This window comes from Geofilum sp. OHC36d9 (assembly GCF_052400685.1).
In the GTDB taxonomy this organism is placed as follows: domain Bacteria; phylum Bacteroidota; class Bacteroidia; order Bacteroidales; family Marinilabiliaceae; genus CAZHHH01.
Genome location: NZ_JBQTGJ010000014.1, coordinates 101,053 through 113,737, shown reverse-complemented (window position 1 = coordinate 113,737; position 12,685 = coordinate 101,053). Strand labels below are relative to the sequence as shown.

10 protein-coding genes are annotated in these 12,685 nt (G+C 41.2%); 3 read left to right on the top strand and 7 right to left on the bottom strand.

Annotated elements, in window-relative coordinates:
- Nucleotides 1-331: 331 nt before the first annotated feature.
- The 5 genes from ACT3CD_RS13230 to ACT3CD_RS13210 all read right to left on the bottom strand — a co-directional run bounded on the left by ACT3CD_RS13230 (nucleotide 332) and on the right by ACT3CD_RS13210 (nucleotide 6,670).
- Nucleotides 332-1,099: an MBL fold metallo-hydrolase gene (locus tag ACT3CD_RS13230; protein ID WP_444646116.1), complete on the bottom strand. Its 768-nt coding sequence runs from the start codon at nucleotides 1,097-1,099 to the stop codon at nucleotides 332-334.
- 142 nt (nucleotides 1,100-1,241) lie between these two features.
- The gene (locus ACT3CD_RS13225) at nucleotides 1,242-2,126 is read right to left on the bottom strand and encodes a carbohydrate kinase family protein (RefSeq protein WP_444646115.1); all 885 of its coding nucleotides are present in this window, start codon (nucleotides 2,124-2,126) and stop codon (nucleotides 1,242-1,244) included.
- Between the two features lie 2 nt (nucleotides 2,127-2,128).
- Nucleotides 2,129-3,619: a mannitol dehydrogenase family protein gene (locus ACT3CD_RS13220; RefSeq protein ID WP_444646114.1), complete on the bottom strand. Its 1,491-nt coding sequence runs from the start codon at nucleotides 3,617-3,619 to the stop codon at nucleotides 2,129-2,131.
- 480 nt (nucleotides 3,620-4,099) lie between these two features.
- Nucleotides 4,100-5,818 (bottom strand): purine-cytosine permease family protein, encoded by a 1,719-nt coding sequence (locus ACT3CD_RS13215; RefSeq protein ID WP_444646113.1) that lies wholly within the window; start codon nucleotides 5,816-5,818, stop codon nucleotides 4,100-4,102.
- A 24-nt stretch (nucleotides 5,819-5,842) separates the two neighbouring features.
- Nucleotides 5,843-6,670 carry a hypothetical protein gene (locus ACT3CD_RS13210; RefSeq protein ID WP_444646112.1) on the bottom strand — a complete coding sequence of 276 codons (828 nt, stop codon included), beginning with the start codon at nucleotides 6,668-6,670 and terminating at the stop codon, nucleotides 5,843-5,845.
- A gap of 352 nt (nucleotides 6,671-7,022) precedes the next feature.
- On the opposite strand from ACT3CD_RS13210, the gene ACT3CD_RS13205 reads away from it, so the two are divergent.
- From ACT3CD_RS13205 to ACT3CD_RS13195, 3 genes are all read left to right on the top strand, one after another.
- Nucleotides 7,023-7,748 (top strand): NUDIX hydrolase, encoded by a 726-nt coding sequence (locus ACT3CD_RS13205; RefSeq protein WP_444646111.1) that lies wholly within the window; start codon nucleotides 7,023-7,025, stop codon nucleotides 7,746-7,748.
- Nucleotides 7,749-8,327: 579 nt separating this feature from the next.
- Nucleotides 8,328-8,915, top strand: a complete 588-nt coding sequence (locus tag ACT3CD_RS13200; RefSeq protein WP_444646110.1) for a hypothetical protein — start codon at nucleotides 8,328-8,330, stop codon at nucleotides 8,913-8,915.
- Nucleotides 8,908-9,192, top strand: a complete 285-nt coding sequence (locus ACT3CD_RS13195) for a winged helix-turn-helix domain-containing protein (RefSeq protein ID WP_444646109.1) — start codon at nucleotides 8,908-8,910, stop codon at nucleotides 9,190-9,192. The genes ACT3CD_RS13200 and ACT3CD_RS13195 overlap by 8 nt, the downstream gene beginning before the upstream one ends.
- Before the next feature lie 289 nt (nucleotides 9,193-9,481).
- Here ACT3CD_RS13195 and mtaB read toward each other — a convergent pair whose 3' ends face one another.
- Nucleotides 9,482-10,735, bottom strand: coding sequence for a tRNA (N(6)-L-threonylcarbamoyladenosine(37)-C(2))-methylthiotransferase MtaB (mtaB, locus tag ACT3CD_RS13190; RefSeq protein ID WP_444646108.1), 1,254 nt, complete (start codon nucleotides 10,733-10,735; stop codon nucleotides 9,482-9,484).
- A 218-nt stretch (nucleotides 10,736-10,953) separates the two neighbouring features.
- On the bottom strand, nucleotides 10,954-12,369 hold the full coding sequence (gene miaB / locus ACT3CD_RS13185; protein ID WP_444646107.1) for a tRNA (N6-isopentenyl adenosine(37)-C2)-methylthiotransferase MiaB: 1,416 nt from the start codon (nucleotides 12,367-12,369) through the stop codon (nucleotides 10,954-10,956).
- Nucleotides 12,370-12,685: the final 316 nt, after the last annotated feature.

Sequence of the window (12,685 nt, the reverse complement as noted above, 5' to 3'; positions counted from 1 at the left end):
TGGTTGATATATTTACAAAACCGCCTACGCATGCCCCCTGACCCCCTTGAGGGGGAACCGCCTGTGCGCGATGTGGCGAGTAATAAATAATTCGGAGTAATTCGTTTAATTCGATAACAAAAATGGACTAGTATAATGCCAAAGAAATAATCAAGTATTCTTTACTGATTGATTGTTGAATTCCCAATAAAATTATAATCCCCTCACGCATGCCCCCTAACCCCCTTGAGGGGGAACCGCCCACGCGCAATGCGGCGGAGCAATAAAGAATTCGCGTTAATTCGCGTAATTCGATGATAAAAAGGGACAAAGTTGAACTATTTTTTAAGCACTAAATGTCAAAGGTAAGGCCATCATAAGCCAGCTCCACCCCTTTGGGAAGCAAGGCATTGACTTCATCGTGCAATCCCATTTGGTGACTGATATGTGTGATGTAGGCTTTTTCGGGTTTTACCTGCGCTATAAAATCCAGGGCTTGTTGCAGATTAAAATGAGAAAGATGTGGTTCAATACGCAAACCATCAACAATCAAGACTTTTGAGCCCATTATTTTTGAGTAGGACTCCTGCGGCACATGATTGGTGTCGGTGAGATAGGTGAAATCGCCGATACGAAATCCCAACACCGGCATTTTATAATGCATCACCCGAATGGGGATAACCGGCACATCGGCCACCTTGAAAGGCTCAACATTAATTTTATGAAGGTTAATTTCCGGTAACCCGGGATATTTATGATCCGAAAAGGCATAGGCAAATTCCTGTCTGAGACTCTTAATAACCATGGGTTCGGCATAAACATGCGCCGGCGTTTTATTGATCCAGTTAAAAGCCCGCACATCATCCAACCCTGCAGTATGGTCCTTGTGACAATGCGTAATCAAAATAGCTTCGAGATGCGCGATGCCCGACCGGAGCATTTGCATCCGGAAATCGGGCCCGGCATCAATCACAATATTTTTATCTCCAACCTGAATCAGAACTGAAGCACGTAACCGCTTATCTTTTATATTTTCCGACTGGCAAACCTTACATTTACACGCAATCATCGGAACCCCCAAGGAAGTTCCGGAGCCTAAAACTGTCACCTTTATTTGCACTCTGTTTCTTTTTGAACAAAGGTAACACTTCTGATGAAACGAACGGCTTTGCCGTAAAACACAAATACAAACTCGCTGTCAAAAAAAATAGTTTTGACAGCGAGCGTAACAAAAAAAAACTTATTGTGCTGACACCAAATCATTATTTCTGTTTCATCAACAACGCTATCTCCCCATCTTCAATTTTAGGGTTGGCCCCTTGCTTAGAAGCCACCAGAGCCCCAACGGCGGAAGCATAATCAAGCGCCACTTGTACCGTTGCACCCGACAGCAATTGACTTATCAATGTGCCCAAAAAGGAGTCGCCCGATCCCACGGTATCAGCCACCACAATCTTATAACCTTTGTTATATGTAAACTTATTGTCCTGAAAAACCACTGCGCCTGCTGCACCTAACGTCACACAGATACTTTTTGTGTGTGTTTTTTCTGCGATAAACCGAATGCACGCTTCAAGCGAATGAGCGTCAGCGTTCATATAATTACATATCTTAAAAATTTCATCGTCATTAAGCTTTATAAAATCGGCTTTCGTCATTAGTTTTAACAACGTATCGAATTCATAATGCGGCGAACGCAAATTAACATCAAACACCTTAAAAAGAGCTGCTTCGAGCAAGGCAAATAAAGTCTCCCGCGAAGTTGATTTACGAGCCGCCAGACTTCCAAAAATAAAGGCATCGGAAGCTTTAACCACTTCAAGGTCTTTGTCCAGCAATTTGATGTCATCCCACGCGCAAGGCATCTTAATCTCATACGAAGCACTGCCGGCCTCATTCAAATAAACCAGGACTTCACTTGTCGCATAATTTTCACTCACCTGCAGGTGGTTAATAGAAGCCGAATGAGCCTTCATCTGTTCCACTATTTCATCGCCGGCAGCATCCTTACCAATGCTGCTAATCACTCTGGCATCGCAGCCAAAGGATTGAGCCCTCAGTGCCACATTTAAAGGCGCTCCGCCTAATTTCTTACCGGAAGGGAGCATGTCCCACAGCACCTCACCATAACAGACAATCTGTTTCATAATCAGGCCAGTTTTTTTTCTAACTCAACAACACATTCTTTTACACTCTTGCTTCGCAGCATCTCCAACGATTTGATGAAGGCAGCAACAAAAGCCTGATTTTTTATCATATCACCAAAAACAGGTTCTATTTCCAGAAACCGTTTGGGATTTTGATGCGATTGGGCCGCAGCACGAATCAACTCATCACTCATGGCATCTTTAATAACATAAGATTTACCCTTCTCATCCACCCCATCGTTGTATTTACACCAGGCGGCCACCACAAAAGCAGCTCGTTCAATATGACCGTCGCCCTGCAACTGGGCCTTAATGGTTGGCAATAAAAAAATAGGAATTTTGGCCGAACTCTCCAGACAGATGCGTGAAATAAGGTCCTTCATGTAAATATTTTGGAAGCGTGCTATGAGGCTCTTCTTATAGCTGTCCAAATCAATGCCTCCCAAATTGCCCAAAGTAGGCGATACTTCGACATCCATAAACGATCTTAAAAACGCATTAAAATCAGCATCGCGTGCCGCCTCATCAATGGTGTCATATCCATGTAAGGCCCCCAGCATTCCCAATACCGAGTGCCCGGCATTGAGCAGTCGCAGTTTCATATTTTCGTAAGGCACAACATCTTTAACGAACTGCGCCCCCACCTTTTCCCATTCCGGACGTCCTGCCACAAAATCATCTTCTATCACCCATTGAATAAAAGGTTCACAAACCACCGGCCACTGATCCTCAACCAAAAACTGATCGGTCACCTTTTGAATATCTGCCGCAACGGTAACAGGCGTGATACGATCGACCATCGCATTGGGAAAGGAGACATTTTTTTCAATCCAGGGAAGCAATTCAGGCTCGGCCGCTTTCACATAATTTAAAAGGGCTTTTTTAGCCACATCACCATTGCCTTGTATGTTATCGCACGACTGGATGGTACATCCTGACACATCCCGTTGCATCCGCAGCTTAAGGGCTTGTGCCAAATAACCAAAGACGGTCTTGGGTGACAGAGGATTTTTCATATCTTCCACAACCACCGGATTGCTGAAATCGAACTGTCCCGTTGCTTCATTCAAATTGTATCCGCCCTCGGTAATCGTCAATGAAATAATCCTGATATCGGGGCTGGCCATTTTTTCAATAACCGCAATGGGATTTTCAGGTGCAAAAAGGAATTCCACCAATGAACCTATAACGCGGGCACTAACCGACCCGTCAAGTTCTTTCACCATCAAAGTATATAAACCATCCTGATCTTTCAGAATATTATAAATACGACGGTCATAATCGAGTAATCCCACGCCACAAATACCACAATCCATTACCCCATAACGCTCCATTAACTCATTGGTAAAATAAGCCTCATGTGATCGGTGAAAATTTCCCACCCCGATATGAACAATACTCGTTCTCACCTTATCTCTATCATAAGAAGGAACTTTAATATTAGGAGGCAATAATCCTAAATTCTCTTGTTTTAACGCGATTGTAGGTTTCATAATTGTTTGTTTTATTTGTAAGTTTCTTTCATCAAAAGATGCTTAATATTTATTGTATAAAGTTCAACTTCTGCGTTACGCTTGCTCTCAAAATGGTCATTTACAGGAGTAAACTCACATTCTTCGAGCGACGCAAGCCTTGAATTTGAACTTTATAGTCCAAACTCACGACTTTATGCACAAGCAAGAAATAGTACTTGCCTGAAAAATCTAACTTCTGCGTTATGCTTGCTCTCAAAATGGTCATTTACAAGAGTAAACTCACATTCTTCGAGCGGCGCAAGCCTTGAATTTGAACTTTATAGTCCAAACTCATGACTTTATGCACAAGCAAGAAATAGTACTTGCCTGAAAAATCTAACTTCTGCGTTACGCTTGCTCTCAAAATGGTCATTTACAGGAGTAAACTCACATTTTTCGAGCGGCGCAAGCCTTGAATTTGAACTTTATAGTCCAAACTCATGACTTTATGCACAAGCACTAAATATATTGAATAAGTGCTTTTTTGCGACGTAGATTCCAATAAGCAAAAACAAAATAGCCAATGGTAAATACGAAAGCATATTTCTGAAACATAGCCTTGTTTATATTATAGGTTTCAATGTCGGGACTACCAAACATAGTGCGGAAAGCCAATACCAAAATAATCAGCAGACATAAAATCGAAAGCGCATTTAAAATTTTAGAAAACAGCGAAGTGTCTTTATGCTGCACCTTTTCTGTTTTGGCTTTTTCCGCCTGATATATTTTGATATCCTTTTGAAGCTGTACTTCCTCTTTTATCTCTTCGGTATAATCGCCTCTGGCGCCAGCTTTTGCGGCCAAAATAGTATATAAAATCAGGGTAAAGAACCATGCAGGAATAAATAAATAGTAAAATGACATCACATTCAATGCATTGAGACCAAAGCCTAAAATAAGACCGGCGAACCATGAAATAACAGCCGGCTTGCTAACCACCATCTTCTTGTAATAAGCCCAATAGCGTGTTAATCCAATCCTGGGAAAGATAAAATGTTCAGCAAAAACAATGGCTCCCACCGGCACCACTAAAAGTCCTGCATAAGTCAACATGGGGAGCATCTTGGTAAATACAAAAGGAAAACAAGCAATAATCACGGTAAATATACCCACCACCAGTGTCGTTCTCTTACGGGAATGATTCTTAAAAATAGCCTGGGCAGCCAGTCCGGCACGATAAAGGTTCGCATTGGCCGTGGTCCATCCGGCAATAATCACGATGACAAATCCCGAAGCGCCTAAGGCGTAATAAGCAACATCTCCCGGATCGAGCGATGCCACAGGTTGATTGAGCAACACAGCTGCACCGGCTCCCATAATACCGGCAGCGATCCATGCCACATAATGGCCAAACAACATTCCAAAACTAGAGTAGACACCATAATAGGATTTCTTGGCAAACCGTAAAATAGCCATATCGATCAACCCCACGTGAGTAATGGTGTTGGCAGCCCATGCAAAGCCAATAACTTCAAACAAACCGATACCTGATTCCCCCGTGTCGGTGACCCCCTTCCAGATAGACTGGTCGCCAATGCTCAAAAACTCCTTCCAACTGGAAATAGAAGTACTTCCGATAACACTATGCGACAGTTCGGGTAACAAAACCAGGGCACCAGCTATAAATAGAGTAAATAACCAGGGCGCACAAATACTCGAAAAGTCGGCGACAGTATTAAACCCGTAAATAGCCACAAATACCACCACCACGCCAACAGCAATAACGACAAGGATGAACCAGATATTTGATGAATACCAGTTGAGCTGAGCGGGGATATTAAATAAAAAACGCACGGCTGACGAGGACACCGTAATCATCGCCGCTGAAATAACAGTGAATATAATGGCATTGGCCCAGTTGTAAAGCTTGGTCATATAATCACCTGCTATCTTATTAAGATAGGTATATAAGCTGAGCCTGGTCTGAACAGCAATTGGCGCCGTAATAAAAGTCCAGCTAAGTACTGCCAGAATATTACCAATAAGTAAACCAAAAAGAATATCACGTGTACTGGCACCCAAAGCTACGAAAGTCGCACCAATCACAAACTCGGTGGCGGCCACATGCTCCCCTGCATATAATCCTGCAAAATGCTTTCCCCCATGTAGTTTGTTTTGTGCGATGGGCAGTTGCTCTTCGTCCAGATGTGAAAAATCACGCATTACTTGGTCTTTCATGATGATAGATTTAATAACGTTAAATTAAAAAAGCATTATGTCGATCTGCAAAGCCCCCTTACCGGATTCAGGATTCCAAAAAGCCGTACCTGAAACAGGAATCTTTTTATTGAGAAACTTCACATCCTGGCTGAGTGTGACTCCCATATTAACGATAGCAGGACTGGTGCTGTAAAAAGTTTTTTCGGTAACAAATGAAAAAGCGCCCCCCACAAAAGCTTTTATTTGAATCTGCTTATCCGCCATAAACAGGTAATTCAACTCAACATAATTGGAATAGGAGTCGGTCACTGTTCCATCTGTCTCGTTGACGTAATCACCACCCTGACCAAATAAAATGGTAGACCAAAGTATGGACAAAGGCATGCGCTCAGAGGCGGTATATGACAAAACGATATCTAAAAAATTTGGAGAAGTATATTTATCATAGCTAAAGATCTTTGGATTTTCAATCTGGCTATAATTATTATGGCTGATTAACTGAGCCTGGAAATTGTTTGTAAATCGGTAAGTCGTATAATAGGAAAACTCCTTATAAGTACCATCAAACCCCGCGCCGCCCCATATTCCGGCGACAAATTTCTGATCATTTGTGGTATATTCCATGCTTGTAGCCATCATTGCTCCCGGGGTAACCACAAAACCTTGCCACAAATGCATGTTTTTGAGACGAAGATCAAGATTAAAATGACTGACAGCGGAATCCTGGGCATAAATGGGTGTAACATTAAACAGAAAGGACATTAATGTGAACACCAGAATCACGTATCCCTTTTTTAAACGTATTTTTCCGTCATCAGTAAAAAAGCGATCCGAACTCATTTTTTCATTGTGATAAGATAGCGTATTCATAAAGAAAATTTTAAGGAGCTTTCAACAAAAAATTAATAAACGTCAATACTACGTTTGTTCGGGCCAAATGTAGGGAATATTATTTAACACCTGCAAATAATTTAACACATAAGTTATGAAAAATTTACTAAAACACTATAATATTGACATTTATAAATTCAATAATTTTAAAAAAACATCTAAAAAAAAAACAATAATCCCGGTATAAACAAACTAAATATTCACACATAACGTTATACATACGTTTATTTCATAAATACATACAAATAGCATTGTTTTTATGGAAAGCAGAATTTCATTCTTATATTTGTAATAATTTTAAAAATCATATAACGTCACAATAACGTTTATTATGGATTTCAGAAAAATACCTAACATATCGGTTGATTGCGTTGTTTTAGGTTTTGACGGCACAGACATTAACATCTTGCTGTCAAAACGCACACTACACATGTACGACGAAAAATACCCCGTAGTTGACGACTGGATACTTACCGGTAATCATGTTTATAAAAGTGAACGACTTGATGAATCGGCATTGAGAATATTTAAAGATCTTACCGGTCTGAAGGATGTATATATGAAGCAATTTCGCACCTTTGGTAATCCCGAACGCATCAAAAACGATAAAGATTTACTTTGGGTAAAAAGCCGAGGTACTGATCCGCGAACAATGTCTGTGGCTTATTACTTCCTGCTCCCTTCCAGTCAGGTTATACTTAAAGACAACAACACCCAATGGTTTTCTATTAATAAACTACCACAACTGGGGTTCGATCATAAAGAAATAATAGCACGGGCCTACACCGATCTCCGACAAAAAGTAATGAGCGAACCGGTTATCTTTGAATTTTTGGAAGATAAATTTACCCTAAACGAGTTACAACTGGCTTATGAAGCGATCCTCGACATACAGATTGACAACCGCAACTTCAGAAAAAAAGCCATTAGCAAAACCTATATAGTCCCTTTGGATGAAAAACGGGTGGGCACCTCCAAAAAACCGGCACAACTCTACATGTTTAGTCGCGACATTTATACTAAAATATCTACCAAACATAGTGTGATTAATATATAGCGTCTGATATGAAGTCTGACTTCGACATTAAATAGTGTTTGTCTATAAAGTCAACTACTTCGTTACGCTTGTCATAAAAACAGTCATTTACAAAAAGTAAACGCCTTGATTTTTATGACTTCGCAAGCCTCGTATATGAACTTTATATTTCAAACACGTAGTTTATGGACAGACTCTAAATATACTCGTAAAATATTCATTTACAGAAGTAAGCCCCCATTGTTAAACAATAGAAATCCTTATTTCATTTCTAATCAATTTCCTTACTTAAATAAGAGTTATTGTTATTACAAATTATTTAATCCCCAATAGTCTTTCAGCCTAATTTGGAAACAACGGTTTACTTTTCAACCGACTTGCAACCTGAAAATATTGCCAAAATTTAATACCAACCTGAATTTCCTCAACAAGTCCCAACACGTTTTTGAAAACGGCTTCTCCCTCGCGATATACTTGTCAGATAGAATATAAGCTATTCACAACACATAACTCTAACTTGTGAAAAGTTTTATAAAATATTTGGTTTATAATATAAACCATTTTATATTTGTGACAACATTAACTATTAAACTTATAATTATGGAAGAAAAACAAATCACCGAAAAAGAGAGTTTGCAACTCATTTCTGAGATGATTGCAAACAGCCATAAACGACTTGAAAACAGCAATGGATATCCTTTTCTTGTGTGGGGATATATTTCCGTGGGCGTGTCGTTACTGATTTATTTCCTATTCTTCAAATTTCAGGATTCCCGAATTCATTACCTTTGGTTTCTCATCCCCATTTTAGGATGGAGTTTCATGAGTTTAAAGAAATCTGGTAAAAAAGAGCGTCCCTATTCCAAAACCCTCATTACAACCATGATAAGCAATATTTGGATAGTTACAGGTATCGCGACACTTTTAACAGCGGTTGGTGCATTTCTGGTTGACATCCCTGTTCTTCAGATCATCGTGCTATTATTAGCCATGGGAGTAACCCTTACGGGAACTGCCATAAAATATCCTTTAATAATAATATTAGGTTTAGTTGGTATGCTTTGGCCTATTGCATTGTTTATGGTAAACGGAATTGAACAAATACTGGTATTTGCAGCAATTTTCCTGATCATGATGATCATTCCCGGACATATACTTCGTTACAAAAATCATAAAACACATGTTTAAACCGCTGAATCCTTTACTTCATTCTGAACTGCGTCTTGCCATAATGTCTATCCTTCTTTCTGTGGAAGAAGCCGATTTTATTTTCATCCGGGAAAAAACGGGCGCCACAGCCGGGAATATAAGCGTTCAGCTTGAAAAGCTTTCTGTTGCCGGCTATATCACAATCAACAAAGGATTTTCCGGCAAACGCCCCCGTACCGTCTGCAAAATTACGCCCCAGGGAGTTAAAGAATTTGAAGCTTATGTAGAAGCGCTCAAGAGTTATCTGAATCCATAAACAGCGTTTGACTATAAAGTTCAACTTTAGCGTTATGAATGCTCGCAAAATGGTCATTTACAGGAATAAGTTTATATTTTAGAGGGTACATAAGCCTCGAAACTTTACAGATCAAACACCGGGCTTTATAGCCAGGCACTAAAAAGTGTCTGGCTATAAAGTTAACAACTTCGGTATGCTTGCCATAAAAACAATCATTTACATGGACAAGCTCTAACAAATTCAATAGAAACTCTTACTATCTGGACATTTTACTCCAAAGACCAATTAACAAGCTTAAATCAGACGGCTATTTTTTATCAGAAATTTTAACTCTGGCTTTTACCACCTCAAAACGGTTGCGTTTTTTATTATCGGAGGCAAACTGCATGGGGACATAATAGTCGTTGTACCCCGATGCCACTCCATCCTTCCATTTTTCCACCAAAATACGTTGCTCGGTGTTGTCAAAACGCGCCTCATAGGCAGCAGTAATTTCTTCGCCCAAAGCGTGTAAACGATGGCTGCGTTCCGTTTTTACCTTGTCGGGAATCTGATCGGGCATACGTTCGGCACGCGTACCCTGACGCACCGAATACTTGAAAATATGCATATGTCCGAAGCCCACCTTACGCGCCACCTCCATGCTCTCTTCAAATTCGGCCTCTGTTTCGCCGGGAAACCCGACAATCACATCAGTGGTGAAGTTAAACAGCGGATCTTTATCGCGAACCCGCTCTACAATTGTCAAAAAATCCTTCACCGTATACATACGTCGCATTTGCATCAAAATACGGTCGGAGCCGCTTTGTAAACACAAATGCAAATGGGGCGCCAGTTTGGGATGTCCAATCAACGTAAAAAAATGATCATCAAACCGGTCGGGCTCAATGGATGAAATGCGAACCCTGAAATCCCCCTCCAGATTCAGAATCATATCCAACAAGCCGGAAAAGCGCACCCCGTCGCTGTCGTAACGACTAATATTCACTCCTGTTATAACAATTTCTTTTGCCCCTTTGGCCACAACATCACGCACATTATCGAGCACCTGCTGAACAGGACGGCTGATTGCGCGGCCCCGCACAAAAGGGATGATACAATAGGTGCAAAAATTATCGCAGCCATCCTGAATTTTAATGAGACTGCGTGTGTGAAACATCTCGGTAAACGACTGGTAGCTAAATAAGTCATATTCATGATTCGACAAATCGGCACTGCCGGTTTTCAGCCATGACTCCACGCTGTAAAAAATTCCACTTTTACCTTTATTGTCGATGATGACAGCTTGCGGGAACTTCTTTTTTAACTGCTCTGAGTGACTCTCTGTCATGCAACCCGTTATCACCATTTTCGCCTTGGGGTTAACACGTCCTGAGTGACTAATGACATATCTTGATTTTTGATTGCTTTGATTGGTCACAGTACAAGTGTTCACCACTATAACATCGGCATCGGCCGCCTGCGCCGACACCTCATAACCGTGCTCTTTAAACTGGGCAGCCAAAGCATCCATCTCGTATTGATTTAACCGGCAACCCAATGTTTTAAACGCGACTTTCATAGTCAATATTTGATTTTTATGGTTACATGAAACTGTGCGAATCAACTCTCATGACCGTTTCATATTGGTAAATTGTACCAGTAATACTTGTCCCCCAAAAGGCCAGCTTCTGCATTATGCTTGTCCTCAAAAAGGTCATTTACAGCAATTGCAAGATGAAACGCAGCGTCATCTCACTAACAAAATTACATTTACTTCAATACCCCGGCCCGTTTTATCTACACTTCAACAGTTTGTTTCACCAATTCCCCTTCGACACTAAAAGGACGAACAGATTCAATTTTAACATCCACAAACTGGCCAATCAGACTCTCGTCAGACGACGGAAAACGGACAATAATTTTGCCTTCGGTATGCCCTGTTAGATAGGCCTCTTTTTTATCCTTTCCGCGTACCAGCATCCGAACTGTTTGCCCTTTCATTTTTTCGGTGTGAACAATAGCCACCTTTTCCAAATCTTTTGTAAGGATGGCATAGCGTTCTTTTTTTACCGCGTGCGACACATCGTCCTGCCAGGCAAAAGAGGCCGCGCCCGGACGTGGTGAATACATGGCAATGTAGGCCATGTTATATTTAAATTCACGCATAGCGGCACGGGTGCTCTCAAACTGCTCTTCGTCTTCGCCTGTGAAACCAACTATCACATCGGTAAACAACGTGGCTGTAGGTAACAGCTCACGAATCCAGGTCACGACATCACGGTACCGGTCCATGCTGTATTTACGGTTCATGCGAATCAGCACCTTATCGCTGCCCGACTGCACCGGGAGGTGTATTTGTTTCGCCAGGGAGCGGTGACGCGAAATGGCTTCAATCACATCACGGGTCATGTCGCGTGGGTGTGGCGATGTAAAATAAACCCACACCTCATTACCTGAGTCGTCGGCCATTTGGCCCAACTGATCCAACAATTCAGCAAACGACAACTCCTCACCTTTTTTATCCAGTCCATACGAATTAACGTTTTGCCCCAGCAAAGTGATGCTTTTATAGCCGCTATTAATGAGTTGCATCGCCTCTTTTAAAATGTCGGACGACGGACGGCTCACTTCTCTTCCCCGGGTATATGGAACGGCACAATAGGTGCAAAATTTATTACAGCCATTCTGAATTGGGATATAAGCCTCAAAACTGCTGTTATATATGGGTTCCACATCCCATGTTTGGGGAGCGGCCGACACATTCGACACCGGCCTGACACCGGCATATTTCAATTTTTGAGCCGCCGTTGCCGGCTTCGCCGCTTCGGCCATATCAGCCTCATAGATCTTTGTTGTATTTGATAGCGGAGTGGTTACACCATACTGACTTAACATAGCCGGAAATGATGCCAGCTCTTTCATATCGAAGACAAGGTCAAACAGTTTCAAAAATTTCTGGCGGTCGTCGGGCAACACACAGCCCGAAACAAAAGTCACCAGATTCTTTTTATTTTTCCACTTGTTCCATTTTGCAATTTTGGAATAGACTTTATCAATCGCCTTTTGACGTACCGAACAGGCAATAATGCCAATCACGTCGGCATCCTCTTCCCGATCCGTGCTTGCATACCCTAACTTAGCCATCACAGCCTGCATACGTTCGGCATCGGCGTGGTTCATTTGGCATCCCAATATTACTAAATGATATTTCATGTGTTTATATTTTGTTTTTTAAGGTCACATGGAACTCACCGGAATTAATCATACTCTCGTATGTAAAGCAATTCCCATGGCTCGTTTCATGTGTTTATATTTTGTTTTTTAAGGTCACATGGAACTCACCGGAATTTATCATACTCTCGTGTGTAAAGCAATTCCCATGGCTCGTTTCATGTCTGTAATTTTTTTATAATATATCTGAAACACCCCTGAATACATTTACCCTCAAATGATCATTTACAAGAATAAATTCACATTTTTCAGACTTCGCGAGCCTTGAATTTGAATTTCCCAGCTCAAACGCATGACT

Coding starts and splice junctions, on each gene's coding strand:
- ACT3CD_RS13225 (WP_444646115.1), bottom strand. CDS start 2,126: ATGAAACAGATTGTCTGTTATGGTGAGGTGCTGTGGGACATGCTCCCT.
- ACT3CD_RS13220 (WP_444646114.1), bottom strand. CDS start 3,619: ATGAAACCTACAATCGCGTTAAAACAAGAGAATTTAGGATTATTGCCT.
- ACT3CD_RS13215 (WP_444646113.1), bottom strand. CDS start 5,818: ATGAAAGACCAAGTAATGCGTGATTTTTCACATCTGGACGAAGAGCAA.
- ACT3CD_RS13210 (WP_444646112.1), bottom strand. CDS start 6,670: ATGAATACGCTATCTTATCACAATGAAAAAATGAGTTCGGATCGCTTT.
- ACT3CD_RS13205 (WP_444646111.1), top strand. CDS start 7,023: ATGGATTTCAGAAAAATACCTAACATATCGGTTGATTGCGTTGTTTTA.
- ACT3CD_RS13200 (WP_444646110.1), top strand. CDS start 8,328: ATGGAAGAAAAACAAATCACCGAAAAAGAGAGTTTGCAACTCATTTCT.
- ACT3CD_RS13195 (WP_444646109.1), top strand. CDS start 8,908: ATGTTTAAACCGCTGAATCCTTTACTTCATTCTGAACTGCGTCTTGCC.
- mtaB (WP_444646108.1), bottom strand. CDS start 10,735: ATGAAAGTCGCGTTTAAAACATTGGGTTGCCGGTTAAATCAATACGAG.
- miaB (WP_444646107.1), bottom strand. CDS start 12,369: ATGAAATATCATTTAGTAATATTGGGATGCCAAATGAACCACGCCGAT.